General features: G+C 56.5%; 29 protein-coding genes. 14 read left to right on the top strand and 15 right to left on the bottom strand.

Annotated elements, in window-relative coordinates:
• Window positions 1-34: 34 nt before the first annotated feature.
• The 4 genes from ACR0AL_RS01040 to fabD all read right to left on the bottom strand — a co-directional run bounded on the left by ACR0AL_RS01040 (window position 35) and on the right by fabD (window position 2,872).
• Window positions 35-574: a GNAT family N-acetyltransferase gene (locus ACR0AL_RS01040; RefSeq protein ID WP_170549459.1), complete on the bottom strand. Its 540-nt coding sequence runs from the start codon at window positions 572-574 to the stop codon at window positions 35-37.
• Between the two features lie 138 nt (window positions 575-712).
• Window positions 713-946, bottom strand: coding sequence for an acyl carrier protein (locus ACR0AL_RS01035; RefSeq protein WP_008756330.1), 234 nt, complete (start codon window positions 944-946; stop codon window positions 713-715).
• 209 nt (window positions 947-1,155) lie between these two features.
• On the bottom strand, window positions 1,156-1,893 hold the full coding sequence (fabG, locus tag ACR0AL_RS01030; protein WP_170359008.1) for a 3-oxoacyl-[acyl-carrier-protein] reductase: 738 nt from the start codon (window positions 1,891-1,893) through the stop codon (window positions 1,156-1,158).
• A 40-nt stretch (window positions 1,894-1,933) separates the two neighbouring features.
• Entirely contained in the window at window positions 1,934-2,872 is a 939-nt protein-coding gene (gene fabD, locus ACR0AL_RS01025) for an ACP S-malonyltransferase (protein WP_480647042.1), read from the bottom strand.
• Between the two features lie 170 nt (window positions 2,873-3,042).
• On the opposite strand from fabD, the gene ACR0AL_RS01020 reads away from it, so the two are divergent.
• Window positions 3,043-4,269, top strand: a complete 1,227-nt coding sequence (locus ACR0AL_RS01020) for a cytochrome b/b6 domain-containing protein (RefSeq protein ID WP_480661651.1) — start codon at window positions 3,043-3,045, stop codon at window positions 4,267-4,269.
• A 55-nt stretch (window positions 4,270-4,324) separates the two neighbouring features.
• On the opposite strand, the gene ACR0AL_RS01015 is transcribed toward ACR0AL_RS01020, so the two are convergent.
• Both ACR0AL_RS01015 and ACR0AL_RS01010 read right to left on the bottom strand, forming a co-directional pair.
• Window positions 4,325-4,897: a YceI family protein gene (locus tag ACR0AL_RS01015; protein WP_480661649.1), complete on the bottom strand. Its 573-nt coding sequence runs from the start codon at window positions 4,895-4,897 to the stop codon at window positions 4,325-4,327.
• A gap of 126 nt (window positions 4,898-5,023) precedes the next feature.
• Window positions 5,024-5,542, bottom strand: a complete 519-nt coding sequence (locus tag ACR0AL_RS01010) for a hypothetical protein (RefSeq protein WP_170349077.1) — start codon at window positions 5,540-5,542, stop codon at window positions 5,024-5,026.
• 295 nt (window positions 5,543-5,837) lie between these two features.
• Here ACR0AL_RS01010 and rpsF point away from each other — a divergent pair, with 295 nt between their 5' ends.
• From rpsF to ACR0AL_RS00980, 6 genes are all read left to right on the top strand, one after another.
• Window positions 5,838-6,191, top strand: a complete 354-nt coding sequence (rpsF, locus tag ACR0AL_RS01005) for a 30S ribosomal protein S6 (protein WP_170349078.1) — start codon at window positions 5,838-5,840, stop codon at window positions 6,189-6,191.
• 27 nt (window positions 6,192-6,218) lie between these two features.
• Window positions 6,219-6,446, top strand: a complete 228-nt coding sequence (gene rpsR / locus ACR0AL_RS01000; protein ID WP_005982441.1) for a 30S ribosomal protein S18 — start codon at window positions 6,219-6,221, stop codon at window positions 6,444-6,446.
• 12 nt (window positions 6,447-6,458) lie between these two features.
• Window positions 6,459-7,079, top strand: a complete 621-nt coding sequence (gene rplI / locus ACR0AL_RS00995) for a 50S ribosomal protein L9 (protein ID WP_170349079.1) — start codon at window positions 6,459-6,461, stop codon at window positions 7,077-7,079.
• 190 nt (window positions 7,080-7,269) lie between these two features.
• Window positions 7,270-7,710 carry a lytic transglycosylase domain-containing protein gene (locus ACR0AL_RS00990; protein WP_170349429.1) on the top strand — a complete coding sequence of 147 codons (441 nt, stop codon included), beginning with the start codon at window positions 7,270-7,272 and terminating at the stop codon, window positions 7,708-7,710.
• Window positions 7,711-7,949: 239 nt separating this feature from the next.
• Window positions 7,950-8,651 (top strand): helix-turn-helix transcriptional regulator, encoded by a 702-nt coding sequence (locus tag ACR0AL_RS00985; protein ID WP_170349080.1) that lies wholly within the window; start codon window positions 7,950-7,952, stop codon window positions 8,649-8,651.
• A gap of 96 nt (window positions 8,652-8,747) precedes the next feature.
• On the top strand, window positions 8,748-9,596 hold the full coding sequence (locus tag ACR0AL_RS00980) for an acyl-homoserine-lactone synthase (RefSeq protein ID WP_170349081.1): 849 nt from the start codon (window positions 8,748-8,750) through the stop codon (window positions 9,594-9,596).
• A 99-nt stretch (window positions 9,597-9,695) separates the two neighbouring features.
• Here the strand turns inward: ACR0AL_RS00980 and tig are convergent, their stop codons facing one another.
• From tig to ACR0AL_RS00965, 3 genes are all read right to left on the bottom strand, one after another.
• Window positions 9,696-11,027 (bottom strand): trigger factor, encoded by a 1,332-nt coding sequence (tig, locus tag ACR0AL_RS00975; RefSeq protein ID WP_170359017.1) that lies wholly within the window; start codon window positions 11,025-11,027, stop codon window positions 9,696-9,698.
• A gap of 185 nt (window positions 11,028-11,212) precedes the next feature.
• Window positions 11,213-12,337, bottom strand: coding sequence for a porin (locus ACR0AL_RS00970; RefSeq protein WP_170375824.1), 1,125 nt, complete (start codon window positions 12,335-12,337; stop codon window positions 11,213-11,215).
• 303 nt (window positions 12,338-12,640) lie between these two features.
• Window positions 12,641-14,377, bottom strand: a complete 1,737-nt coding sequence (locus ACR0AL_RS00965) for an NAD(P)H-hydrate dehydratase (protein ID WP_480661647.1) — start codon at window positions 14,375-14,377, stop codon at window positions 12,641-12,643.
• Window positions 14,378-14,546: 169 nt separating this feature from the next.
• On the opposite strand from ACR0AL_RS00965, the gene ACR0AL_RS00960 reads away from it, so the two are divergent.
• The 5 genes from ACR0AL_RS00960 to ACR0AL_RS00940 all read left to right on the top strand — a co-directional run bounded on the left by ACR0AL_RS00960 (window position 14,547) and on the right by ACR0AL_RS00940 (window position 18,697).
• On the top strand, window positions 14,547-14,885 hold the full coding sequence (locus ACR0AL_RS00960; protein ID WP_058280621.1) for a P-II family nitrogen regulator: 339 nt from the start codon (window positions 14,547-14,549) through the stop codon (window positions 14,883-14,885).
• A gap of 27 nt (window positions 14,886-14,912) precedes the next feature.
• Window positions 14,913-16,319, top strand: a complete 1,407-nt coding sequence (gene glnA, locus ACR0AL_RS00955) for a type I glutamate--ammonia ligase (RefSeq protein ID WP_170359023.1) — start codon at window positions 14,913-14,915, stop codon at window positions 16,317-16,319.
• 139 nt (window positions 16,320-16,458) lie between these two features.
• Window positions 16,459-16,737: a hypothetical protein gene (locus ACR0AL_RS00950; RefSeq protein ID WP_170349086.1), complete on the top strand. Its 279-nt coding sequence runs from the start codon at window positions 16,459-16,461 to the stop codon at window positions 16,735-16,737.
• A gap of 54 nt (window positions 16,738-16,791) precedes the next feature.
• Window positions 16,792-17,586, top strand: a complete 795-nt coding sequence (locus ACR0AL_RS00945) for a lytic murein transglycosylase (protein WP_170349087.1) — start codon at window positions 16,792-16,794, stop codon at window positions 17,584-17,586.
• Window positions 17,587-17,785: 199 nt separating this feature from the next.
• Complete coding sequence (locus ACR0AL_RS00940) at window positions 17,786-18,697, top strand: hypothetical protein (protein WP_368040055.1); 912 nt, start codon at window positions 17,786-17,788, stop codon at window positions 18,695-18,697.
• Window positions 18,698-18,733: 36 nt separating this feature from the next.
• On the opposite strand, the gene ACR0AL_RS00935 is transcribed toward ACR0AL_RS00940, so the two are convergent.
• On the bottom strand, window positions 18,734-19,474 hold the full coding sequence (locus ACR0AL_RS00935; protein ID WP_170533026.1) for a heme-dependent oxidative N-demethylase family protein: 741 nt from the start codon (window positions 19,472-19,474) through the stop codon (window positions 18,734-18,736).
• A 122-nt stretch (window positions 19,475-19,596) separates the two neighbouring features.
• On the opposite strand from ACR0AL_RS00935, the gene dddP reads away from it, so the two are divergent.
• Window positions 19,597-20,940 carry a dimethylsulfonioproprionate lyase DddP gene (gene dddP / locus ACR0AL_RS00930; RefSeq protein ID WP_480647052.1) on the top strand — a complete coding sequence of 448 codons (1,344 nt, stop codon included), beginning with the start codon at window positions 19,597-19,599 and terminating at the stop codon, window positions 20,938-20,940.
• Between the two features lie 4 nt (window positions 20,941-20,944).
• Here dddP and ACR0AL_RS00925 read toward each other — a convergent pair whose 3' ends face one another.
• The gene (locus ACR0AL_RS00925; protein WP_480661644.1) at window positions 20,945-21,136 is read right to left on the bottom strand and encodes a hypothetical protein; all 192 of its coding nucleotides are present in this window, start codon (window positions 21,134-21,136) and stop codon (window positions 20,945-20,947) included.
• A 235-nt stretch (window positions 21,137-21,371) separates the two neighbouring features.
• Between ACR0AL_RS00925 and ACR0AL_RS00920 the strand changes: the two genes are divergently transcribed.
• Window positions 21,372-22,586 (top strand): bifunctional alpha/beta hydrolase/OsmC family protein, encoded by a 1,215-nt coding sequence (locus ACR0AL_RS00920; RefSeq protein ID WP_425080435.1) that lies wholly within the window; start codon window positions 21,372-21,374, stop codon window positions 22,584-22,586.
• A 361-nt stretch (window positions 22,587-22,947) separates the two neighbouring features.
• Here ACR0AL_RS00920 and ACR0AL_RS00915 read toward each other — a convergent pair whose 3' ends face one another.
• The 4 genes from ACR0AL_RS00915 to ACR0AL_RS00900 form a co-directional block, all read right to left on the bottom strand.
• Window positions 22,948-23,508, bottom strand: a complete 561-nt coding sequence (locus tag ACR0AL_RS00915) for a hypothetical protein (protein WP_425080434.1) — start codon at window positions 23,506-23,508, stop codon at window positions 22,948-22,950.
• Between the two features lie 139 nt (window positions 23,509-23,647).
• Entirely contained in the window at window positions 23,648-24,235 is a 588-nt protein-coding gene (locus ACR0AL_RS00910; RefSeq protein WP_170359042.1) for a biotin transporter BioY, read from the bottom strand.
• A 76-nt stretch (window positions 24,236-24,311) separates the two neighbouring features.
• Complete coding sequence (locus ACR0AL_RS00905) at window positions 24,312-24,734, bottom strand: DUF6314 family protein (protein ID WP_425080433.1); 423 nt, start codon at window positions 24,732-24,734, stop codon at window positions 24,312-24,314.
• A complete protein-coding gene (locus ACR0AL_RS00900; RefSeq protein WP_170375843.1) occupies window positions 24,731-25,063 on the bottom strand; it encodes a hypothetical protein in 333 nt (110 codons plus the stop codon). The genes ACR0AL_RS00905 and ACR0AL_RS00900 overlap by 4 nt, the downstream gene beginning before the upstream one ends.
• Between the last annotated feature and the right edge of the window lie 64 nt (window positions 25,064-25,127).

Below are 25,127 nucleotides of genomic sequence, written 5' to 3'. Positions count from 1 at the left end.
TGAGGACATTTTGCGGCATTGCCGCGATTGATAACTAATGGCGTTTCGGAGGGCCATTCCGGCGCAGCAATACAACATCAGACCCGTTGTACTTATCTTCGCGCATCGGCACATATCCCAGCTTCTCAGCCAGTTTCTGCGAGACGCTATTGGCCGAATTTACCATTGCAACCAAGGGCCCAGGCATGATGCGGTCGAACCAATCATGCGCCGCTTGGGCCGCTTCGATGCCCAAACCCTGCCCCTGCGCTTCGGGTACCAAAATCCATCCGGCTTCGGGGTAACTATCGAAATCTTCACCCATCGAGCGGTTGCCGTAGAAAAAACCAGCCTGACCGATCATCTGGCGATTCGATTGCTGCAAAACCGCCCAATGCCCGAACCCGGCCATCTGCCAGTGCCCGGCATTGCGCAGGAATGAATCCCACGCCTCACCACGCGACCTTGGTTTGCCACCGATATGCCGCACGATGCACGGGTTGCGCCAGATCTCGGCGAACCGGTTAAAATCTTCGGGACGCATGGCGCAAAGCATCAAGCGTGCCGTGTTTATCGTCGGGGTGGATCGTATCATGCCCTGCCCGCTCGGAAAAAATTGCCTCTGTTCAGACAGTGCTTAGCGGAAAAGCGTCAAGCAAGAGTGAATTTGTTTCGGGCATAAAAAACGGCGCCTCCGTTGCCCGGAAGCGCCGCTTTTAAGGATTTGAAACGCTTAGGACGCTTCAGAGATGAATTTGACGGCGTCGCCAAAGGTCTGGATGGTCTCGGCTGCGTCATCGGGGATTTCGATGCCGAACTCTTCTTCAAAGGCCATGACCAGCTCAACAGTGTCCAGGCTGTCTGCGCCCAGATCGTCGATGAAGGAAGCGTTTTCTGCCACTTTGTCTTCTTCAACACCCAGGTGCTCAACAACGATCTTTTTAACGCGATCTGCGACGTCGCTCATGTCTATTCCTCATTCCATTTCAGGGCGTAGCGCCCGGTTCTGCCCTTGCCCGCTCAGGCTGGCTTGATTTTGCCCGGTCCGGGCGGTTTGGTTTCCCGATTGCCGGGAAAGTAGAAGGCCGACCCACTGGCCGACCCCCGCATACATGCGCCGCCTATAGCACAGACAACGCCCGACGCAAACGCTTTCGCGCCTGCCCCGGTGTGCGCTCACAACATGGCCATACCGCCGTTCACATGCAAGGTCGTTCCTGTGATATATCCCGCTTCTGGGCTTGCAAGGTACAGAACTGCCGCAGCAATTTCTGACGGCTCGCCCATACGACCAGCTGGAACCTGACCCAGAATTCCCGATTTCTGATCGTCGGTCAGCTTATCCGTCATCGCAGTTGTGATGAATCCCGGGGCCACTGCGTTTGCCGTGATTCCGCGGCTTGCGACCTCATAGGCCAGCGACTTGGTCATACCGACCATACCGGCCTTGGACGCGGCATAATTGACCTGACCCGGATTGCCGGTCGCGCCGACCACGGACGAGATGTTGATGATCCGACCCCAACGCGCTTTCATCATGCCGCGCAATACGCCTTTGCACAGCTTTGCTGTGGCAGTCAGGTTCACGTCAATCACGCTTTGCCATTCGTCATCCGACATCCGCATAAACAGATTGTCCCGCGTGATGCCCGCGTTATTCACCAGAACGTCCACGGATCCCATCGCGTCGGCGGCTTGCTTCGGCAGCGCTGCAACTGCTTCGGGGTCGCTCAGGTTGCAAGGCAATACATGCGCGCGCTCACCCAACTCATCCGCCAGTGCTTGCAGCGGTTCGACCCGCGTACCAGACAACCCCACAGTGGCACCCGCGCCATGCAGTGCGCGTGCGATATCGCCCCCGATACCACCCGAAGCGCCGGTGATCAGCGCGTTCTTACCTGTCAAATCAAACATTCGGTTTCCCTCTTGGTACGTCCGTTGCGACGTTTTCAACTTACGATTCAGCCTGAATGACCTTTTGCACGTCTTCCGGCGTACTGACGGCCTTGCCCGCAATGGCCCGATCAATCTTGCGGACCATACCTGACAGCGCTTTACCTGCGCCAATCTCCCATGTCTCGGTCACGCCTTGCGCCGCCATGTATTGCACGCTTTCACGCCACCGAACCGAACCCGTGATCTGCTCGACCAGCAATTGACGGATCAGATCGGGGTCCGAGACTGCCTCGGCCCGCACATTGGCCACCAGCGGCACAGCAGGTGCCTTGATTTCAACCTCTGACAGCGCCTCTGCCATTACGTCTGCGGCAGGCTGCATCAGAGCGCAATGGAACGGCGCGCTAACCGGCAACATCACTGCGCGCTTGGCACCTTTTTCCTTAGCGATCTCGGCAGCACGCTCTACGGCGGCTTTGGAGCCTGAAACCACGACTTGTGTCGGATCATTGTCATTTGCGGCCTGACAGACTTCGCCCTGCGCGGCTTCCTCGGCCACGACGCGGACGGCGTCCAAATCCAAACCCAAAATGGCAGCCATTGCGCCTTCGCCTACCGGCACGGCGCTTTGCATGGCCTGACCACGAGTGCGCAGCAGGCGGGCAGTATCGGCAACCGACAAAGCTCCAGCAGCGGCCAGCGCGGAATACTCACCCAGCGAGTGACCGGCTACAAATGCTGCGTCAGTAACCGAAACACCTTCGGCATCCAGCGCGCGCATCACCGCCATTGACGTCGCCATAAGCGCAGGCTGCGCGTTCTGCGTTAGCGTCAGATCCGCTATATCACCTTCCCAGATCAGGCTACTCAGCTTTTCACCCAGCGCCTCGTCGACCTCGTCGAACACAGCCTGAGCAGCCGGATAAGCCTCGGCCAGAGCCTTGCCCATCCCGATAGTTTGGGCACCCTGCCCCGGAAAAACGAATGCGCGTGTCATTGCGACCTCTTGGATGACGTTAGGTTGCGGCGGGGTGTAAACCGTGCGCGGGCGCGGCACAAGCACTGCCTGACCTCTGCAATCTGGCACTTTTGCTGTGCGTGGCTCGCTATTGCGTCCTGATCCCATGGCTTTAGGTTGAACGCAGCCACCCCAGTACGGAGCAACCAATGCCCTCGACCAACACCTTTTCCAGCTATGGCAGTGTGGCCAAGACCTTTCACTGGTTGACCGCCTTGCTGATCTTTACCGCCCTGCCGCTGGGATGGTTCGCCAACAATCTGGCCCACGCAATCTATGATCCGTCCATCCCCACCACCGAAGAGGACCTTGTTCGGGCGGTTCAGTTGTTCTCGCTCCATAAAACAGTCGGGGTCACCGTCTTTTTTGTCGCGCTGGCCCGCATCTTATGGGCGATGACCCAGACCAAGCCCGGCCTGTTGAACGCAGACAACAAACCCGAAGCCTTCGCCGCCGAGGTCGTACACTGGATGCTCTATGCCTCGCTGGTTCTGGTTCCCCTGACTGGCTGGCTGCACCATGCCGCAGCGGAAGGTTTCGCTCCGATCCTGTGGCCCTTTGGGCAAAATCTGCCCTTCGTACCCAAGTCACCCTATGTCGCCGAGGTTACGGCGGGCCTGCACTGGCTGTTCATTCTGGTTCTGGCGGGATCACTAATCCTGCATATCGCAGGTGCCCTCAAGCACCATGTGGTCGACAAGGACAGCACTCTACGCCGTATGCTGCCCGGCCGTTCAGATGTGCCTCAGCCCCCAGACCAACATCACTCTGCCCTACCCGCTGTTGCTGCGCTGGCTATTTGGGGTGCGGTCCTGTTGGGTGGTTGGTCCACGGGCGTATTCTCGGATCACTCCGCCGCCGCAATCGACACCGCAGAACTGTCCGAGGTGCAATCGGACTGGCAGGTGCAAGAAGGCACACTGTCCATTACCATCACCCAACTGGGCAGCCCAGTGACCGGCACATTCGCCGATTGGACCGCAGCAATTGCCTTTGAAGACCCATCTGAGCCGGGCCTAGCCGGTACAGTTGACGTCACAATCGCGATCCCTTCGCTGAGCCTTGGAACGGTTACGGATCAGGCCATGGGGGCCGATTTCTTTGACAGCACCCAATTCCCGACCGCCCAGTTCAAGGCCGACCTCTACAAGACCGACACCGGGTACGAGGCCCGCGGTCCGCTGACCATCCGCGACAAAACTATGGATGTGGTGCTGCCTTTCACACTTGATCTTCAGGACAACACCGCCGCGATGTCCGGGGTGTTGGAATTGAACCGGCTGGATTTTGATGTTGGCAAGTCCATGCCCGGCGAGGACTCGCTGGCCTTTGTGGTTGCAGTTTCTGTGGAACTGGTCGCGCAACGAGCCGAATAAAAAAACCGCCGAGGCGACGTGCCTCGGCGGTTTTGTTCAGAAGATCGCGTGCGACTTATTCAGCCTTAACTGCTTCTACCGAGATCCGGACTTCGACTTCGTCACCGACAAAAGGCGCAAACTGACCTAGATCGAAATCGCTGCGTACCAGCGTGGTGGTCGCGTCAAAACCCGCCCACGGCTTTTTCGCCATTGGGTGTTCGGACACCTGGTTCAACTTGGCATCCAGAACGACCGACTTGGTCACGCCGTTCATGGTCAGATCGCCGGTGATGTTGGCCGTGTTTTCACCGGTGACTTCGATACCAGTCGAAGTAAAGGTGACCAGGTCACCTTCGGTGGCGCCAAAGAAATCTTCGGTCATGAAGTGATCTTCGCGTGGCTTCCAACCGGTGATCATTTCAATCACGGGCATCGAAACAGAAACGCTGGATGCCGCAGGGTCTTCTTGGTCAAACATGATCTCGCCTTCGAAGCCCGAGAACATGCCGGTCGTGGTGGAATAACCCAGGTGGTTATAGCTGAAGACGACCTGGCTGTGGCTGGGGTCCAAAACGTATTTCTCGGCGCTGGCAAACGCCGAAGTTGCCGAAACGGCCAGTGCAGCAGCAAGAAGGGTGGATTTCATAACAATCTCCGAAAAATTATGGATGCAACCCGAATGGGTTGCTCGATAACGAAAATGTGCTGCCCAAGGGCAGCACACAAGTATTATTCTCTAACAGTTTCTGTTCCTAGATGAACAGAATAAATTTCACGCGAAGATTGTTACGCTTCCACTGAGTTGCCCCTTGAGCGCTCGGCTGACATCCGCCGATTGCAGCGGCAGTTTCATCAGCAGGCTGCCATCGACATCGTACAATTCGACCTGATCGTCGGCAAAGCGGGCACCACCCAAGGTGTCATAGCTGCGGCGCAGAACGGTCTGCGGGCGGCCGTTTTCGTTCTTTTGCAGAACCCGAACCTCGCGGCGGATCGGATCGAAATAAGCATCCGGGCGGGCATCCAGCAGCTGAATCGTCAGCAGGCTAACCCCGACCAGCAGAAACATAAGTGACGCAGCCAGCTTGATTGGCCAGACTTCGGCTGCCATTGCGGAACCGGCCACCAACCACATGGAAAACGCCATCACGATCAGAAAGGCGCCCAGGACGCGGGCCAGTACCATCCGAACCTTCCAGTTCGGTGCAAAGGTGATCAGAACTGGTACAGATTTCTCATAGTTCGCTGAGGTTGCGGACTCTTCGAATGCATTCGTATTCATCGCGGTCATCTCTCTCACCCTGTTTTTCAGGTTGCCGTTCTGGGTCCGGTAGTTCCGGATAGTCCCCGGTATGAAAAACAACTTTGAGCCGAAAAGCGTCAGGAATTGGGCAGCGCAATGTTAATTGGATGTTAATAGCACGACACCGCCAAGGCGTCTGTGGCGGGGCTTGCCCCTCGCGCTCAAACGTGTATATGAGGCCATCCTTCGCAAATCTTATGAATCGCGCAGCCTCTCGTGGCAGGGTCGCGAAGGAAAAATGGCCTCGCCTATGAAATGCGCCTTGATAGAAATAGGAGTACACATGCCGCTGTATGAGCATGTAATGATCGCGCGTCAGGACCTGTCCAACGCGCAGGCAGAAAGCCTTGTCGAACATTTCGGCACCGTTCTGGCGGACAACGGCGGTAACGTCGTCGAAAGCGAGTACTGGGGCGTTAAGACAATGGCCTACAAAATCAACAAAAACCGCAAGGGTCACTATTCGTTCCTGAAGACTGACGCCCCCGCTGGCGCCGTTCAGGAAATGGAGCGCCTGATGCGCCTGCATGATGATGTTATGCGCGTTCTGACCATCAAGGTCGACGAGCATGCCGAGGGCCCTTCGGTCCAGATGCAGAAGCGCGACGAGCGCGAAGGCCGCCGCGAGCGCCGTTGATCAACGCCTGACGAAAGGACATAAACCATGGCCGCAAAACCATTTTTCCGCCGCCGCAAGGTCTGCCCGTTCTCGGGCGACAACGCGCCGAAGATCGACTATAAAGACACCCGTCTGCTGCAGCGCTACATCTCTGAGCGTGGCAAGATCGTACCTTCCCGCATCACCGCCGTTTCGGCGAAAAAGCAGCGTGAACTGGCCCGTGCTATCAAGCGCGCCCGCTTCCTCGCCCTGCTGCCCTACGCCGTGAAGTAAGGAGAGACTGACATGCAAGTTATCCTTCTGGAACGCGTTGCGAAACTGGGTCAGATGGGCGACGTCGTTGACGTCAAGCCCGGCTATGCCCGCAACTTCCTGCTGCCCCAAGGCAAAGCGCTGAGCGCGTCCGAGGCAAACGTCGCCTCGTTCGAAGCTCAGAAAGCGCAGCTTGAGGCCCGCAACCTGGAAACCAAAAAAGAAGCTGAAGCACTGGCTGAAAAGCTGGACGGTCAGCAGTTCATCGTGATTCGCTCGGCATCGGATGCCGGCGCTCTGTACGGTTCGGTCACCCCGCGTGACGCCGCAGACGCAGCAACCGAGGCTGGTTTCACCGTCGACAAGAAACAGATTGCCCTGATCGCACCGATCAAGGAACTGGGTCTGCACTCGCTCGCAGTCAAACTGCATCCTGAGGTCGAAGTTGAAATCAAGATGAACGTCGCCCGTTCGGAAGAAGAAGCCGAACTGCAGGCGTCGGGCAAATCGATCCAGGAACTGGCTGCTGAAGAAGAAGCCGCTGCTGAATTCGAAATCGCCGAACTGTTCGACGATATCGGTTCCGCTGCTTCGGAAGATGAAGAGCTGGTTGCCGAAGAAGCTCCGGCTGAAGAAGACGAAGCCAAAGCCTGATCTGGTTCAATCGAATTTCGAAAAGGCCGCACCGATTTGTGCGGCCTTTTTTCATGCACACGCAAAACGGGCAAATTTCGGCCACATCTCAAGCCTACACTTGCAGATGGGCACTCGTTTCCTATCATCGCGCCCTGAAATTCGGAGTACACAGATGACCGCTTACCTGCGCCGCAGCGCTCTGGCCATGATGCTGATGATCCCCTTCGCTGCTTGCGGAGGGCCGGAGACGGTGTCGCAAGACGCATTCGATCCCCCTCTCTACCCCAACGAAACGCCTGAGTTACGGGCCTCGATCAATAAGTGGGCGGATCACTACGAAGTCCCCCGCGAGCTTGTACACAAGCTGGCGATCCGGGAAAGCACTCATCGCCCGTGGGCTGTGAACCGGCCTTATTATGGACTGTTGCAAATCCTTCCTGCGACGGCACGCTCTATGGGCTACAGCGGAAATGCACAGGGGCTGCTGGACGCCGATGCCAATCTGGAATTTGCCGGAAAGTATCTGCGCGGCGCCTGGTTGCTTTCGGATGGCGATCAGCAAAGGGCAATCTTCCTGTACGCTAAAGGGTATTGGCCCGAAGCCAAAGCCCGCGGAATGCTGGTTGAAACTGGGCTTGTACCCGAATGAATTCCCGCTCAACTTGTACAAAGAACGTAAACATCCGATGCCAATTCGCGTCAGAATCGGCGGAATTCCACCCAAATACCCCAGATTCACACAGTTCTGTTGCTCTAAGTACGCATTATGCCTGTGCGATATTAACAATTCCCTTGCGCTTAATACCTCGGTTGACGCAACGTAGGCTTGAATACGGACAGACTGTGCGCTTTCGGGGGGTGGAAAGCGCTATGTAAAAGGTTGGACAGGTGAAACTCATAGACTTGGCCGCGCTCGACCAACAGGAAAAGTCGACCGCAGACATAATCAACTCGGTCTGCGAGGAACTCGGCTTTGACTATGCGTCTTATGCCACTTTAAATCCTGTGAAAGGTGACGTTCAGGGGTATGCGAATTACCCTGACGAATGGAAAATCCATTACGGCAGCCATGGATACCACCATTTTGATCCAACAATTTACCAGTCGGTTCTCAGCATTGCACCGGTCGATTGGGGCCGTTTCAATCACGACGAAAAATTTAATGCCGTTTTCCGCGATGCACATGACTTCGGCATTACCCCGCGTGGTTTAACCGTTCCTGTCCGCGGCCCTTACGGCGAATGCGGAATACTAAGCGTGACCCGCGATTGTTCAGATGCTGAATGGGAGTCGCTCAAAAGAGAAGTTATGGGCGACCTGCAAATGGCCGCTGTGCATGCGCATGATACGGTTATGCAGTCCGGGGTTCTGGCCAAAGCATTGTACCTGCCCGCCCTTTCGACACGCGAAAAAGAGATCCTTCAATGGGTCGCTGAGGGTAAATCGCAGCAAGATATTGGTGATATTTTGTCGATTTCCCACCGAACCGTCGAGGTTCACATGCGCTCTGGCCGCGAAAAACTGGGCGCGTTAACCACGCCTCAGGCCATTGGCCGGGCGATAGGTTTGGGCTTAATCGCCCCAGGATAAGCAAAAAATCGAAAAAATACGGGAAACCCCCAATAGTTTCCGCCCGCGACATGGTTAACTCTCGAGTCACGGTAACCAGACTGTAGGGGGATGGAAATGATCATCGTAATTGATGGTATCAACCAGCATATGTTTAGTGATGTCCTGGACGAAATGTTCAAACTACGAGCCCGCGTGTTCGGCGATCGTTTGGGCTGGGAGGTCAACATAGTAGACGGCCGTGAACGCGATATGTTCGACGACCTGAATCCTGCACACGTGGTCAGCATCAACGACGAGGGGGAAGTCGTTGGGTGTATGCGCCTGTTGCAGACCACAGGTCCACACATGCTTGCGGATGTCTTCAATTCTATTCTGGACGGTGAACCGCCCTTGCGCAGTTCACAGGTCTGGGAAGCGACCCGGTTCTGTGTCGACACCAAACGACTGGGCCAAGGGCGCGGCAAAAATTCAGTGTCCTATGTGACCAGCGAGGTCATGATCGGCTCGTTCGAATACGCCAAAACCGCAGGCGTACTGGACTCGATCGCTGTGATTGACCCAATTATGAACCGTGTTCTGCAACGGTCGGGCAATGCCCCGTATGATTACCTCGGTAGTGCAAAACCAATGGGCAAAGTGGTTGCGATGGCGGCGTTGATGGATTGCTCGGATGAACGAATTTCGGGCATTCGGGACTATGCGGGAATCGAACATGACGTCTTCCTGACCGAAGAACAGGCGCTGAGTCTGTTCGCGCTCGGCAAGGCCGAAAAACCCGCTAATGTCGATCACCAACCGCTGACCGAGCTTGAGAAATACTTCGTCGAACAGATGCATTCAGCAAAATCGAAAGACGAAGTCAAAGACGTGCTTAAACTGATCGAAGCGCTGTCAGATCGTTTCACGCCAGAGCAAAAGACTGCTCTGCTGAGTACCCCCCGTGCTTTTGCTCATGAGGCCTGACCCCCTCACCTCATAAGATCAAAAGCCACCCACCGGAGCCGTCTGATTGTCAGACGGCTCCGTTTTTTTTGTGCCCCGTGGGCAGGGGGCGGAAGAGGATTACTCCTCTTCCAGTGCCTCTACGGCTTTCTGCAGGTCGTCTTTGCTGACTTCTTTGTCGGCAACCTGAGCTAGTTCAACGATGTAGTCGATGACTTTGTCTTCGAAGATCGGCGCGCGCAACTGCTGCTGCATCTGAGCGTTCTGCTGCACGAACTCAAAGAACTGACGTTCCTGACCCGGGTACTGACGCGCCTGGTTCATGATCGCCTGCGTCATCTCGGCATCGGTGACTTCAACCTCGGCCTTCTGACCCAGCTCGGCCAGCAGCAGGCCCAGACGCACGCGGCGCTCGGCCAGTTTGTTGTGCTCGTCGGTGGGCTCGATCTCGGCGTGGTCGTGGCCTTCCACTTCCGGGTTTTCCTCGTGCCACAGCTGGTGAGCGATCTGCTTGGCTTCGGCTTCAACCAACGACGGCGGCAGGTCGAAGGAAACGATCTTGTCCAGCGCATCCAACAGCGCGCGCTTCATGACCGCACGCGACGCACCGGAATACTCTGCCTCCAGACGCTCAGCGATCTGAGCTTTCAGACCAGCCAGATCTTCGGCACCGAACTTGGTGGCCAGCTCGTCGTTAATCTCGGCAGCAACCGGCTCTTTCACTTCTTTCACCGTGCAGGTGAAAACAGCGTCCTTACCGGCCAGGTTTTCGGCGCCGTATTCTTCTGGGAAGCTGACGTTCACGTCTTTTTCTTCTTCGGCCTTCACACCGACCAGCTGCTCTTCAAAGCCGGGGATGAAGCTGTTCGAGCCCAGAACCAGCGGGTAGTCTTCGGCCGAACCACCTTCGAATTCTTCGCCGTCCACTTTGCCAACAAAGTCGATCACAACCTGATCGCCGTCTTTGGCTTTGGACCCCTTGCGGCGCGCTTTGAAGTCCTGCGCGGTTTCTGCCAGGCTTTTCAGCGCTTCTTCGACGGCCTCATCGTCTGCTTTGACAATCAGCTTTTCCAGCTCGACCGATTTCAGATCAACTTCGGGGATTTCCGGCAGCGCCTCATAAGACATCTCGACGTGAACGTCGTCGCCTTCTTTCCAGTCTTCGTTGGTCATCTTGACGTCGGGCTGCAGTGCAGGGCGTTCACCGCTGTCTTCAAAGTGCTTGTTCATGGCACCATCGATGCTTTCCTGCATCGCTTCGCCCAGCAGGCGCTGACCAAACTGCTTTTTCAGCAGGGCCATCGGCACCTTGCCTTTGCGGAAGCCCTTCATCTCGACTTCGGGCTGTGCTTCGGTCAGTTTTTCGTTAACCTTGTCGTCCAGCTCGGCTGCGGTCACAACGATGTTGTAGCCGCGTTTCAGACCTTCGTTCAGCGTCTCGGTAACCTGCATTATGGTAGTCCCCATAGGATTCGGGGCGCGCAAAACGGCGCGCCGGGCAAATTTGACGCCTTCTATTTGCCCAGCCGCCTGCGTGCAAGGGGGCAAAGCCCGGATCAGCCTTGTTTTACCGCCGATTTGAACAAAAAAAAACGCCCCGGACTGACCCGGGGCGCCTATTCCCAAGAAGGTCGGGATCAGAACTTCCAGAGCGCACCCAGAACCCAGGCTTCGTTCTTGTCAAAGTCGACCGTGTCGTCGAAGTCATGGTTGCGATATTTCAGGTACGCATCAGTGTTGATGCTGTCGATCCGCTGAACGACGGCGACACCCCAGGATTTTGTGCTGGACCCGTCGTTTTCGAAATCCGAACCATCGAAATAGTCGATCCCGACACCGGTTTTCCCCCAGGACACCCAGTCCCCTTCATAGGCCAGTTTGGTGTACCAATAGTCCGGGTCGCTAGCACCGGTGGCAGTGTCGTCACGCGTACCCAAGGCCGCCGTAAAGCTGAAACCGCTGGGCAGCAAAACCGAAGCGGACCCGATCGTGTCTTTGCGTTCACCCGAGCTATTGTCGAAATCCCGCACCGCATAGGCCACGCTTGCGGCAAACTCCACGCCATTTGCGAAAGTATTGCCGTAAGAAACCGCGATGTCGTAGTAGTCATCATCGTCGCTGCTGGACAGAATGTTCTGACCATAGGCAATTGCCGCTGAGAAACCGTTGAAGTCGGGGGTGTCGTAACGGATCCGGCCACGGCGAGCGCCATCAAAGTTACTGGCCGAGTCACCGACGGTGATACCGCTTAGTACACCGTCCGTGCCGCGATAGAAAAACGCACCGTTTTCGTCGTTCGTAAAGGAATACAAAGCCGTTCCAACATAAGACAGGTCAACCTCGGCCGCACCGTCCGACGCCATGCTCCCCTGCCCGGCCGAGAACTTGCCGTATCCCCCTTTTAACGAGAAATCGACATGTCGGATGTCTTCCCGTGACCACCCGTCATTGTTGGTTCCATTCTGGTTGGCCGTTCCCGTACTCGGCAGACCCAGTCCGGTTTCGAAACGGAACATGAATTCATTGCTGCCATAGGGCTGCATCAGCCGCAGGCCGACGCGGCTGTTGGACAGGTCATTGTCCAGCAAGCGCGTTTCCGTTTCCTCGCCATCATCGACCGAGACGATCACCGGATCGAGCTGTCCGTACAACAGAACGTAACCGCCACTGTTGTTGTTGTATTTCAGTTCCGCTGCCGCGGGAATTGCCGTTGTCGCAACCAACATCGCAGCCATTGAGGACAGTTTTAGTTTCTGGGTCATTTCATTCACCTTGAAAATTCCGGCTTTCGTTGCTCATCAATCGCGTGCATGCCGCCATAGCTCCAGAGGCCTCTTGCGATACTTTCAAAGTATTGCATGTCCGCCACTCAGAGCAGGAAAGTCAGAAATAATTCCTATTTTAATCAACGCATTATCTGCAGGAAGACCGCAGCCGGAGACCCCCTCCAAGCGAATTCTGACGCCCGGCTATGCGTCTGGCAAACACTCGATTTGATGACACCGCAAACCAGTCGGCCAAATGCTGCCGAAGATCGGGTGGATCGGCCAAATCTCGCCTAAAAATCATATATTAAGTTGTTTGAAAACTTCAGGAAGCAACTCGGGCAAGTCTTCAGCGATAAGCCCCGGACCAAACGCACGCGCGCATTCCACATGCAACCAAGCCGCTGTTTCAGCGGCCTGCATCGGGGCAAACCCACGCGCGAGCAGCCCGGTGATAAAACCAGCCAGAACATCGCCGGACCCGGCCGTAGCCAACCAAGGGGCCGCACGGTCGTAGACTGCTGCATTGACCGAACACTGTCCGTTCGGCGCCGCGATCACCGTGTCCGGCCCTTTGAACAAGATCACGCACCCTGCCCGCTTGGCGGCCTCGCGTGTTGCATCCACCTTGGAATAGGCCGGGCCTTTGGTTGCAGGGGCTGACAGCTTTTCGGCAATATCCGGAAACAACCGCGCAAACTCACCACCATGTGGTGTCAAAATGCAGTTTTCATGCAATTGCGCGGACAAGACTGCGGGATCATCCGCAAAAGCTGTCAACGCATCCGCATCCAGTACAGTCGCGCGCTTGGCGTTCAGAGCCGCTGGCACCAAATCCCGCGCACGTTCCAGCCCCAACCCGGGGCCAAGGCACAATGCGTTGAGCCGCTCGTCCTGCAGCACTTGTGTCAGGCCATCCGCCCCCTCGATCCTCTGCAACATGATGGCTGTGACCTGCGCAGCGACCTCCATCTGAGCCGCCGGAGGCACCGCCAACGTCACAAGCCCTGCCCCAATCCGTAGAGCCCCGCGCGCCGCCAATCGAGCAGCACCGGTTTTAGCCGGACCACCCGAGCAAATAAGGGCGTGGCCGTGGGTGAACTTGTGATGCTGTCTAAATTTGGGCAAGCGACAGAGCGGCAACCCGCCCCATGTTCGCTCGTCCTTCACGCGGCCCGGCGCCTCAGCAAGGGTTAGAAATGCAGGGCGGCTCGCCCGGCGAAAAGGTTTGGGGCCTAATGTGAACGCATCGTCATATGGTTCACCGTTAAAACGGCAACGCTGAATAGAGATACCGATGTCTTTAACTACAAGCTTGCCACACAAATCCGGCCCTTGCGCCAAGAAATGCCCCGGCTTTGGACTGTCGAAACAAACAGTCAACCGCGCAAAACGGTCTTGAAAAGCGCCCGCGCCGCCAGCTTGGGCAACCTTGTTCCGAAACTCTGCAGGAACACTGTCCAGAAACTCGCGAGGCCATGGGTCCGGAGGCTCTTGATGCAACACCCGCCCGGCGTCCAAACACAAGCCGGACGGGGCGTCGATGCTGACTAAGCGGTCGGTGTAATGATCACCATTCACACCAGAAAGATGTCGAACGACGTTGAACAATTCACCGTCCAAACCGCGTTTCAGTCCCGTCCCGAACAGAGCATCAACGTAAAGATCAGCAAAACCACCTTTGCGCATGTCCTGTTCGGTCAGCGGTATAACCTCCCCTAACTCAAGCCATCGATCATAATTCACTCGCGCATCTGGCGGCAGCTTCTTGGGATCGCCATAGAGAAAGACCTCGACCTCCCAACCCCACTCTTTCAGCAACCGCGCAACGACAAACCCATCACCACCGTTATTTCCCGGACCGCACAATACCACGGCTCGACCCAATGTTTTCGACAGCTCTGGCCACTCTTCGAATATAGCCTCGACAACGCCGCGCCCAGCCCGTTCCATCAACTCCAGCCCGGTCACCTCGCCAGACTCAATCGCGGCCTGTTCGATGGCCCGCATCTGTGCGGCTGTCAGCAATTCCGTCATCTCAAATTCCCCTGACGATTCAATTCTGATTACTTTTTGTGCAAGTCGATCAAAATTTCACCCACCGCTTAATTTCTCACCACAAGGGCCCGGCCATTTTCGCAATCAGATTGCCGACCGATCTTAGACGTGATCAGTGCCTTTCTGACAAGAGTTATAGGAGCCCGGGATGAAGAAGATCGAAGCGATCATCAAACCGTTCAAACTGGACGAAGTGAAAGAGGCGCTGCAGGACGTAGGTGTCCAGGGCCTCAGCGTGATCGAAGTTAAAGGGTTCGGCCGACAGAAAGGTCACACCGAGCTCTATCGCGGCGCTGAATACGTGGTCGACTTTCTGCCCAAGGTGAAGATCGAGGTCGTTCTGGACGATGACCAGGTTGACGCCGCCATCGAGGCCATCGTGTCCGCCGCGAAAACCGACAAGATCGGCGACGGCAAGATCTTTGTCTCGCCCGTTGAACAAGCCATTCGCATCCGTACCGGCGAGACCGGTTCGGAAGCCCTGTAATCGAACACCCAATAGAGGAATAAGAGTATGAGCAAGGACGCAGTTCTTCAGCTGATCAAGGACGAAGGCGCCGAATACGTCGATGTTCGCTTTACCGACCCGCGCGGCAAGTTGCAGCACGTGACCCTGATGGCCGACCAGGTTGACGAGGATTTCCTGGAAGAAGGCTTTATGTTCGACGGTTCGTCCATCGCGGGCTGGAAGTCGATCGAAGCATCGGACATGAAGCTTATGGTCGACACCGATAGCGCGTATGTCGATCCGTTCTACGCCGAAAAGACCATCTGCGTGCACTGCTCGGTTGTTGAGCCCGACACTGGCGAAGCTTATGAGCGTGACCCGCGCGGCACCGCTCAGAAAGCCGAAGCATACCTGAAGGCATCGGGTATCGGTGATGTGGCCTATATGGGCCCCGAAGCCGAGTTCTTCCTGTTCGACGATGTTCGTTTCTCTAACACTATCAACAAAGTATCCTACGAAGTTGATGCAACCGACGCATCGTGGAACACCGACACCGAGTACGAGATGGGCAACATGGGCCATCGTCCGGGCGTCAAGGGGGGCTACTTCCCGGTCAACCCGATTGACGAAGCACAGGACCTGCGTTCGGAAATGCTGTCGACCATGAAGCGTCTGGGCATGAAGGTCGACAAGCACCACCACGAGGTTGCCTCGTGCCAGCACGAGCTGGGTCTGATCTTCGACAGCCTGACTAAACAGGCTGACGAGCTGCAGAAATACAAGTACATCATCCATAACGTTGCCCACGCCTACGGCAAATCGGCGACCTTCATGCCGAAGCCGATCGCAGGCGATAACGGCACCGGTATGCACGTCAACATGTCGATTTGGAAAGACGGCAAGCCGCTCTTCGCTGGCGACAAGTATGCTGATCTGTCGGACGAAGCCCTGTGGTTTATCGGTGGTGTTCTGAAGCACGCCAAGACCCTGAACGCCTTCACCAACCCGTCGACCAACAGCTACAAGCGCCTGATCCCGGGTTTCGAAGCTCCTGTTCTGCGCGCCTACTCGGCCCGTAACCGTTCGGGTTGTGTCCGTATTCCGTGGACCGAAAGCCCGAAAGCCAAGCGCGTCGAGGCCCGCTTCCCCGATCCGGCTGCGAACCCTTATTTGGCGTTTGCCGCACTGCTGATGGCCGGTCTGGACGGCATCAAGAACAAGATCGATCCGGGCGAAGCCATGGACAAGAACCTGTACGATCTGCCCGCCGAGGAACTGGCCGATATCCCGACCGTTTGCGGCAGTCTGCGTGAAGCTCTGGAAGCTCTGGCATCGGATCACGACTTCCTGCTGCAAGGCGACGTGTTCACCAAAGACCAGATCGACGGCTACATCGCACTGAAGATGGAAGAGGTCGAAACCTACGAGCATACTCCGCACCCGGTTGAGTACGGCATGTACTACAGCTGCTAAGCGGCGGTTGAACTTAAGAAAAGAAAAGGGCGTCCTACCGGGCGCCCTTTTGCCGTTCAGGGTAACACTTCTTGACTGACACGCACGAACGTCCGAGCCTCGTCCCAAAGTATTGATCAGAGGATTTTGGGAGGGCGCGATGCGGTTGATGTTGAAATTCACAATACCGGTTGAAAAAGGCAATCAAGCAGAACGGGACGGATCGCTGGGAAAAGCCATCGAAGCGCTTGTGAAAGACGTCAATGCCGAGGCCGCCTATTTTGCGCTGGAACACGGAAAACGCATGGGCATTGTCATTTTCGAGGAAAGCGATCAGGCCCGCATGCCGAAAATCAACGAGCCCCTGTTTGCCGCATTGAACGCCAATATCGAAATTCAGCCCGTCCTGACGGCCGAGGATCTGCAGCGTGCATTATAAGTGCCACTCGGATCGCGGGGTCGGTTGGACTTAGCTTATTAAGGGATTCTTTTCATGAAGCGATTTGCAATTTTACTGACCCTTACGCTGGCTCTGCCCACAATTGCGGCCAGCGCCCCTTGCGGCAATACCAGCAGCGGGTTTGAGGTTTGGAAGAAGGACTTTGCCAAACAGGCTAAACGCGCGGGAGTCAAAAAGAAGGGATTGCAGGCGCTGGCGCAAAGCCAATACGCCACACGTACAATCGCGGCAGACCGCAATCAAAAAAGCTTTAAATACTCGTTGGACAAATTCATGCGGGTACGCGGCGCCGACGCAATCGTGTCGCAAGGACGCAAGCGCAAGGCCCGCAACCCGCAGTTCTATGCCGCGCTGGAGCGCCAATACGGCGTCCCCAGCGGAGTGCTTATCGCCATTCACGGAATGGAAACGGGTTTCGGAAATTTCATGGGGGACAGTCAGGTTGTTTCCGCGATCACAACACTGGCCTATGATTGTCGCCGTTCTGACTTCTTTATTCCACATGCCATCGGTGCGCTAAAACTGGTCGATCAAGGCAGTATTACGACGGCAACCCAAGGGGCCAAACATGGCGAATTGGGGCACACTCAATTCCTGCCGGGCAATGCGTTGACCTATGGGGTCGATGCAACCGGTGACGGCCAGGTCGATTTCTACAATATGACAGACGCGCTTGCCTCAACCGCCAATTTTCTACGCCAAAAAGGGTGGAAACCGGGGCGTGGCTACCAGCCGGGGCAACCCAACTTCGCTGTAATTCAGCAATGGAACGCTGCCACGGTCTATCAGCAATCCATTGCGATTATGGCAGCCCGAATCGACGGCTGAGACCTGCCACAAATCTGCGCCTGCACACCCCAATCCGGCCACATTGTTGCCACAGACATTAAGTGGCCCCCAAAATGTCTAGGTTTCCATAGAGTAATCAATCCTGCCAAATTTGGATTTTTTTCCATTTCTGCCAAATTCTGCCCCATATCGCTTGTTAACCTGTTTGGTAAGACAGGATGCGACAAGGGACAGCGCAGTGACTACGAAGCACAGCTATCATGGTGGTCTTCAATTCGACGGTGAGACCGACGGCGCGATCGAGCGGTTCGGTGCCATCGTCGCCACGACATTGGAAGACTATGGCCATCTGGTCGAGCGTAAGACCATGCTAAGCGCAACCGAAGCCAGCATCGTATCCAGCCAGTATCTGGTGCGCCTGACTTTGGAAACTCAGGCGACCGGAGCAGAAGACCGTTTTGAGCGGTTGGACCGTGCCGCCGGGTTAAAGACCGCCCATCGGCCGATCGTGACCCTTCCGCAGAGCCGTTTGGCAATTACAATCTCTCCGGTATCAGCGCTGCTGGATGACAGTGAAATCTCAGAGCTTATGTTGGTGGTCATCCTGTATCGGATGGTTGATATCTGCGCGACGCAGCGCGTCGAATGGCTGTCGCCCAACACAGTTCTGACCGTGGAACAGTTCATGAGCGCGTTCAACACGCTGACGCCTTCCAAACCACGCAACAGACAACAGATTTTCGAGGCAGTGACAGGCCCGTTCGCGGGGCTGGTCATTACTGAAGAAGACCTGGATGAGCCACAAAAAGAGGCGCTGAAACCAGCAGCCCGGCCGATCCAGCTGTCGGATGAGCAGTTGCTCAGCATCGCTTTCCGGACAGAACCTATCGAGCAGCCTACTGATCGGGACGAAGATACGCCCCCCCTCGACCACGATAAGCCCAGCGATATCCTGCGACTGTCCAGTTGGGGATTGACCGGGGCCGTGGCAAGCGTGTCAGTTCCGATCGCGGTCTCTCTGGCCGCAGTGAACCTGATCAAAGGTGAAGATTTTCGCCTTAATACTCAGGTACTTGCCTACTCCGTCGCAATCTCCGCTCTCAGCACAAGCGGAGCAATTGCCGGTGTCGCAAACGCGTTTGGCATGTAGCACTAAACCGAAGACCCTCCTTGGAAGCCCCGCCACTTAGGCGGGGTTTTCCGCTTTGCGCAGGTGCTTTGCCTCAAGCACATAAGTATGGATTGAAAAGACCACGGCCTTCGTTTCAGGCAGACGCAATAGCGTCTGTCGTTCGCTGCGCAGATACCGCGCGACCCCAGGTTCTTGGACATCACGCGGTGCGCTGGCACTGCGGGGTTGGTGCAGTTCCGCGTCCTCGTACCACAAGGCATTGAAGCGCCAAAGCGGACGTTCAGATTGTATTCCATCAAACAGGCGCTGCACGCGGCGGGCGATATCGGCATCATAGCTGGCGACGGGCCCATGAATGTCGATCAAGGGGCGCATGAATTTTTCAGACAAACGCCAACTGGCGGGAAAACACAGGATGGCACCGGTCAGAACGTGTTCATCCCCGTGCTTTTGAAGGATGCAGAAATCTTCCTGCACCAGACGACACAGCATATCCATGGGGTTGGAGCGGTCGATTTCAACACCCTGCCCGTCCGGGCGTATGACCCGGTCCAAACACCCAGGGTAAGCGTGCTTTAGGACAAGGTCCAACAGCTCCTGCGCCGCAGGTTCGGCACTTGGGTCCAGCGCCAGAACCTCTGCCCGTCTTTCGGTCAACAACGTCGTGCGCCGCTGCATCTGCGCGGCAAACACATCATCACAATGCAGCCAATCATCCATGCTGCCCGGTTGGATACCGGGCAAAGGACGTGGGGCAAGCGGATCATAAGGAATTGAGGTCTGGAGGATCGTCATGCCTTTGACCTAACACCAGTTTACTGGATTGTCGGTCAAAAAGCGACGGATGCCCGGTCGCAAACCTTCAAGACGTGGGGGAAATGATTCTCCACGCTCGACGGCAGGCAGGGAGACCCACTATGAACCGGCACTATCGCGACACCCGCAAGATTGACCCGGCAAAGGGCGCTACGCTTGGCGACGGCACCCCGAACGAGAATGATCGGATTGAGATCGGGCCGACGCAGCTGGCCTTTGCCGAATGGGAAGCCGCCGGGCTTGCCCTGCCCGATCTGGCGCGGATGCGGGAATACCGGTGGAAGCGCCTGACGAAGGCCATCGTCGATCGTGGCTATGGTGGGCTGATGATGTTCGATCCGCTTAACATCCGTTATGCCACGGACAGCACCAATATGCAGTTGTGGAACACTCATAACCCGTTCCGCGCCGTGCTGCTGTGTGCCGATGGCTACATGGTGATCTGGGACTATAAAAACTCTCCCTTCCTGTCGAAATTCAATCCTCTGGTACGTGAACAACGCTCGGGAGCAGACCTGTTTTATTTTGACCGTGGTGACAAGGTGGATGTTCAGGCCGACGTGTTCTCGAACGAGGTACGGCTGCTGATCGACGAACATAGCGATGGCAACAAACGCCTGGCCGTCGACAAGATCATGTTGCACGGCCTACGCGCGCTTGAGGCGCAAGGGTTCGAGATCATGGAGGGTGAAGAGGTCACCGAAAAGACCCGCGCCGTAAAAGGCCCGGATGAGATCCTGGCCATGCGCTGTGCCAATCACGCCTGTGAAACCGCGGTGGCCGAGATGGAGAAGTTCGCGCGCGCCAATGTGGGTGACGGCAAGACCTCCGAGGACGACATCTGGGCCGTACTACATGCCGAAAACATCCGGCGCGGTGGGGAATGGATCGAAACCCGCCTGCTGGCCTCGGGGCAGCGCACCAATCCTTGGTTTCAGGAATGCGGACCACGCATCACGCAAAAGAACGAAATCATCGCCTTTGATACCGATCTGATCGGATCTTACGGTATCTGCATCGATATTTCGCGCACGTGGTGGATCGGGGATGAGAAACCCCGCCCTGACATGGTTTATGCCATGCAGCACGCCCATGAACACATCATAACCAATATGGAGATGTTGAAACCCGGCGTGATGATTCCGGAACTGACCGCCAATGCACACAAGCTGGACGACAAGTTTCAGGCGCAAAAATACGGCTGCCTGATGCATGGCGTGGGTCTGTGTGATGAATGGCCTCTGGTTGCTTATCCGGACAAGGCGGTTGCGGGCTCATACGACTATCCGCTTGAGCCCGGCATGGTGTTGTGTGTCGAAGCCGCCTGTGGCGAGGTTGGGGGCGATTTTTCGATCAAGCTGGAAGATCAGGTGCTGATCACCGAGGACGGGTATGAAAACCTCAGCACATACCCGTTTGATCCTCAGCTTATGGGTCTAACATAAAGGATTATTCCGGCCAGGTTGAGCGGCGGACGTTACCATGCCAGTCCTCGTGTGGGATGGCGGCTTCGGTTGTAGACGGTGCCGCCTGTGGCCAATTTTGCCCCACTGAGAACCCCAGAATTCCGGTCAGGGCAATGATGATTAAAAGATCGGGACGAATAACAACGCCACGCGGGGCGGATGCAGTATGTGCCATTTGAGCCTCCTTGGCTGACTGTGTGTGACACCTGCAAGATGGACATCAGAGAGAAATAATTAAAACGAATATTTGATTGATCAAGCATCACAAATATTGAACCTCGAATTCTCCCAAGAATCCGACCCAAATATCTGTATTCCCCTCACCTTCCCGTGACGCTTCTTACAATGGGGTTGAGTGCCTAGACCGAAGCACACACTATTGGGGCCATCCCGATAGGTAAGGAATTGTCATGCCCACCGAACGCATCACTTTTGCCGGTCACGACGGCAACCAGCTGGCTGCGCGCCTTGATTTGCCGGATGGACCGGTACTTGCGACCGCGTTGTTTGCGCATTGTTTTACCTGTTCCAAGGATATTCCCGCCGCCCGCCGTATTGCTGCACGCCTAGCGGCGATGGGCATTGCCGTGTTGCGCTTTGACTTCACCGGACTGGGTCATTCGGGCGGAGAGTTCGCGAACACCACCTTTACCTCGAATGTAGAAGATCTGATTGCCGCCGCGCAGTATCTGGCCGGGCGAAACATGGCTCCCGCCTTGCTGATCGGTCACTCATTGGGTGGGGCTGCCGTTCTACGCGCGCGCGCTGGTATCCCAAGCGTCAAGGCAGTGGTCACGCTGGGCGCGCCAGCCGATCCCGGACATGTCTCGCACCATTTTGAGACTGCACTGCCCCAGATCGAACAGGAAGGATCAGCCGAGGTCATGCTGGGCGGTCGCCCGTTCCGCATCGGCAAGGCATTTGTCGACGACATTTCAGAAACGGCTCTGACTCCTGCCATTGGCGACCTGAAAGCTGCCCTGCTGGTCCTGCACGCCCCCCGGGATGAAACCGTCAGCATCGACAATGCCAGCACCATCTTTCTTGCTGCCAAACATCCCAAAAGCTTTGTTACGTTGGACGATGCCGATCACCTGATCACGCGGGCCTCGGATGCGGAATACGCGGCGGATGTGATCGCCGCATGGGTCAAGCGATACGTCACACTCTGCCCACCGGCACCACCGCCGGGCGCGCCCGAGGGCGTGGTGCGCGTGACAGAAGTTGATCCCTCCGGGTATTTGCAGGACATCCAATCCGGCCCCCGGCATCACGCGGTTGCGGACGAGCCTGAATCCTATGGCGGTACGGATCGGGGCATGTCGCCATATGGCTTTGTTTCCTCGGGCCTGGGGGCGTGTACGTCGATGACGATCCGCATGTATGCGCGGCGCAAGCGGTGGCCACTGACGGGTATCTCGGTCGATGTCTGCCACAATAAAGTACATGGTCAGGATGCCGGTTTTGCAGGAGACGGCAAGATCGACGTGTTCCGCCGCAAAATCCGCCTGGAAGGACCGCTGGATCAGGAACAGCGTACCCGGCTGCTGGAGATTGCAGATAAATGCCCTGTACACAGAACGTTGGAAGGGTCAGCCCATATCACTACGGAACTTCTGACCTGACCCTCTGAAACTATCTGCGCGGTCGTGGCGCCGGGCGATGGATCGGCGGTCTGGCTGCGGGTGGTCGCGCCACTGGCGGACGCGGTCGCGCAGGTGGTTTTGCAACCGGCGGCTTTGGTCTTGCCGGAGGTTTGCCAGCAGGCGGTTTCGGCCGCGGAGGCCGGTCGACGTCAATATCTACGTCAACATCACGTCGATAGTAGTCATTCCACAGCATCGAGTCATAAAACGGGTCGTAACCGTATCCATAGCCGACACCAACTGAAACACCATCACATGCAGAAAGCGTAAAACTTGCAGCCCCAAGCCCCAGCGCAAGGATTGTACGTTTGATACGTTTTGTGATCATCAGCACATCTCCTTACTGCGAGGCCCGAAACGACGCGAATACGGCATTCAGGTCGTCAACATAAGCCGGATCAGCGCCATTGCGCAGGATCGCGACAACAACGGCCACGCGACTGTTTGGCAGGTCAATGACCGAGGCCGTAAAGTTGATGCCACGCCCGTCGCGGGTACCGGTCCCCCGGATCACCCGCGCCGGTAAACCGCCAATTCGTGTGTCGGACGTGTTGGTAACTTCGGGATCTTCAACAAGAAACTTATCAATATCTTCAAGATATTGCAGTCCATCCTTAATTGACTTTACGCCAGCAGGTGAAACGAACCCCATCCAGACGTTGTCATCGGTCAAAGGCCGTATGGCCATGACACGTGCGACAGCGCGAAGATCACCCAGTTCCGTATCCTCAATCTCACGCGGACCGCCCGTTCGCACGACCCAATAATCGGGCACGGAAAAGCCAAACAGGGCGCGCCCTGCTTCGGTATATGTGACAGGAGTATCTGCAGACGCCGGTGTCACAGCCCCTAACCACAGGGCGGCACAGGCGGCCAGAGTCGAGCCAGTAAAAATTCTCATTTCTAAATAACCTGATGTTTTCGTTGAATGCAGCTTGGACTGCGGTGGCCGGTTTTGTCCAGCATCTCTTGGAATAGGCCACAAAAAACCGCGCCCGGATTGCTTTGGGCGCGGTGTCATTCACAAGGTTATTCGGAAATCAGTTGCGGGCGTCACCAACTAGTTTCCACAGGCCGGGGATCAGCAGAGCGGCCAGCGCCAGTTTGATCACATCCCCCATCAGGAAGGGCGTCAGACCCCATTCCAGGATCGGCTTATCCCAACCATAGAGCTGACCCAGCCAAAGCAGGCCGGGCACATAGATCAGTACATTGGCCAGCACCAGCGCCAGCGCCAGTTTCCCGACCGAGCGATCCCAACCGCGCGCGGCCAACGCGCCCAGCAGTACGGTAGCCATCAGGTAGCCGACCAGATAGCCGCCAGTGCCGCCCATCATGTAAGTCAGCCCAAATTTCTCGGCCGAGGACCCGGCGAAGACGTCAAAACCCAGCGCGCCGATCAACAGATAACCCAGCATGGTGATCAGACCCAGACGCGCACCATAGGCGGTACCGATGGTCAGAACGGCAAAGGTACCCATGGTGATCGGTACCGGCCACATCGGAACCTTAATCTTTGCGGCAATCGCCAGCGTAACGATACCCACCGCGACCAAGGCCACCTGTTTCACGCGCAGCGCTGTGCCCTCGCGCGGACCGATTGCTTCGGCCAGAACATTTGTAGTCATTTTCGTTTCTCCACGTTCGGATGGAAATTGGGGCACAGGATGGCCCATTTCACATCGAGACTTCAAGATGATTGCGCTATCGAGGGCGGTATTCGGTTTTCATTTCATAGGCTTTTCGCGGTCCGTTCACCGTCCAGTGGACCGACCAAATCGGCCAGGCTGAGAAATCATAGACCGCATCATAGCTGTCTGGCGGACAATCATGATGATCCCTAGACTGCGAATGCTCCAGCTTCAATGTATGAAAAAACCGTCCGTCTTCGAAATGAACCGCAATCCCTTCGCCTGCATCCCGCCACAGGTAGCGCCGGGTGCCTGTCATCTCGGCCTGACCCGGAATGCGCAGCGTGACCTCTTCATCATAGATTAACCCATTTTCAGCCGGGCGCAGAACCGCGTGACCTTCGGCTTGCACGAACTGCCCTGCCCGCGCGTCGTTTATGGTTCGGCTCAGACTCCAGCTCCCTTCGAACTCGGATAGGCTGCGCGGCTGGGTCATTCGGCATAGGTCCCGTCGGTGGTGCCTCCGCTGTCATCGACGAACCGGATCACGTCACCCTTTTTCTGAACGTCATAACAGGCCCACAAATCAGAGGGCGGCCAGACCGAGCAATACCGATCCTCGCGCACCGCCCAACGGCCCGCGCTTGGGCGACCCGAGTAATACTGCGTCAGCATCGGTTCATCGAATGTCTGCCAGACGCCGTCCCCGTAATCGAGCTTCTGGCCGGTCAGGGCATCCAGAATCTCGTCTCCGGTCAGTGTCCGGAACTCTTCCGCGGCCAAAAAACCGGGCCAAACGGCCAAAATCAGGGCAAACCGTCTCATACTTGCACTCGTGCCTTGTTCCCTTGTGCGGCTGGGTTTAAACCCCGCGCCAACGCTCTATCCC

The organism is Ruegeria sp. BB1, assembly GCF_056539465.1.
This window is presented reverse-complemented; position numbering and strand designations above follow the sequence as displayed.

Bases quoted from the DNA above. Each gene is read 5' to 3' on its own strand.
- ACR0AL_RS01040 (WP_170549459.1), bottom strand. From the start codon at position 574: ATGATACGATCCACCCCGACGATAAACACGGCACGCTTGATGCTTTGC.
- ACR0AL_RS01035 (WP_008756330.1), bottom strand. From the start codon at position 946: ATGAGCGACGTCGCAGATCGCGTTAAAAAGATCGTTGTTGAGCACCTG.
- fabG (WP_170359008.1), bottom strand. From the start codon at position 1,893: ATGTTTGATTTGACAGGTAAGAACGCGCTGATCACCGGCGCTTCGGGT.
- fabD (WP_480647042.1), bottom strand. From the start codon at position 2,872: ATGACACGCGCATTCGTTTTTCCGGGGCAGGGTGCCCAAACTATCGGG.
- ACR0AL_RS01020 (WP_480661651.1), top strand. From the start codon at position 3,043: ATGCCCTCGACCAACACCTTTTCCAGCTATGGCAGTGTGGCCAAGACC.
- ACR0AL_RS01015 (WP_480661649.1), bottom strand. From the start codon at position 4,897: ATGAAATCCACCCTTCTTGCTGCTGCACTGGCCGTTTCGGCAACTTCG.
- ACR0AL_RS01010 (WP_170349077.1), bottom strand. From the start codon at position 5,542: ATGACCGCGATGAATACGAATGCATTCGAAGAGTCCGCAACCTCAGCG.
- rpsF (WP_170349078.1), top strand. From the start codon at position 5,838: ATGCCGCTGTATGAGCATGTAATGATCGCGCGTCAGGACCTGTCCAAC.
- rpsR (WP_005982441.1), top strand. From the start codon at position 6,219: ATGGCCGCAAAACCATTTTTCCGCCGCCGCAAGGTCTGCCCGTTCTCG.
- rplI (WP_170349079.1), top strand. From the start codon at position 6,459: ATGCAAGTTATCCTTCTGGAACGCGTTGCGAAACTGGGTCAGATGGGC.
- ACR0AL_RS00990 (WP_170349429.1), top strand. From the start codon at position 7,270: ATGCTGATGATCCCCTTCGCTGCTTGCGGAGGGCCGGAGACGGTGTCG.
- ACR0AL_RS00980 (WP_170349081.1), top strand. From the start codon at position 8,748: ATGATCATCGTAATTGATGGTATCAACCAGCATATGTTTAGTGATGTC.
- tig (WP_170359017.1), bottom strand. From the start codon at position 11,027: ATGCAGGTTACCGAGACGCTGAACGAAGGTCTGAAACGCGGCTACAAC.
- ACR0AL_RS00970 (WP_170375824.1), bottom strand. From the start codon at position 12,337: ATGACCCAGAAACTAAAACTGTCCTCAATGGCTGCGATGTTGGTTGCG.
- ACR0AL_RS00965 (WP_480661647.1), bottom strand. From the start codon at position 14,377: ATGACGGAATTGCTGACAGCCGCACAGATGCGGGCCATCGAACAGGCC.
- ACR0AL_RS00960 (WP_058280621.1), top strand. From the start codon at position 14,547: ATGAAGAAGATCGAAGCGATCATCAAACCGTTCAAACTGGACGAAGTG.
- glnA (WP_170359023.1), top strand. From the start codon at position 14,913: ATGAGCAAGGACGCAGTTCTTCAGCTGATCAAGGACGAAGGCGCCGAA.
- ACR0AL_RS00950 (WP_170349086.1), top strand. From the start codon at position 16,459: ATGCGGTTGATGTTGAAATTCACAATACCGGTTGAAAAAGGCAATCAA.
- ACR0AL_RS00945 (WP_170349087.1), top strand. From the start codon at position 16,792: ATGAAGCGATTTGCAATTTTACTGACCCTTACGCTGGCTCTGCCCACA.
- ACR0AL_RS00935 (WP_170533026.1), bottom strand. From the start codon at position 19,474: ATGACGATCCTCCAGACCTCAATTCCTTATGATCCGCTTGCCCCACGT.
- dddP (WP_480647052.1), top strand. From the start codon at position 19,597: ATGAACCGGCACTATCGCGACACCCGCAAGATTGACCCGGCAAAGGGC.
- ACR0AL_RS00925 (WP_480661644.1), bottom strand. From the start codon at position 21,136: ATGGCACATACTGCATCCGCCCCGCGTGGCGTTGTTATTCGTCCCGAT.
- ACR0AL_RS00920 (WP_425080435.1), top strand. From the start codon at position 21,372: ATGCCCACCGAACGCATCACTTTTGCCGGTCACGACGGCAACCAGCTG.
- ACR0AL_RS00915 (WP_425080434.1), bottom strand. From the start codon at position 23,508: ATGAGAATTTTTACTGGCTCGACTCTGGCCGCCTGTGCCGCCCTGTGG.
- ACR0AL_RS00910 (WP_170359042.1), bottom strand. From the start codon at position 24,235: ATGACTACAAATGTTCTGGCCGAAGCAATCGGTCCGCGCGAGGGCACA.
- ACR0AL_RS00905 (WP_425080433.1), bottom strand. From the start codon at position 24,734: ATGACCCAGCCGCGCAGCCTATCCGAGTTCGAAGGGAGCTGGAGTCTG.
- ACR0AL_RS00900 (WP_170375843.1), bottom strand. From the start codon at position 25,063: ATGAGACGGTTTGCCCTGATTTTGGCCGTTTGGCCCGGTTTTTTGGCC.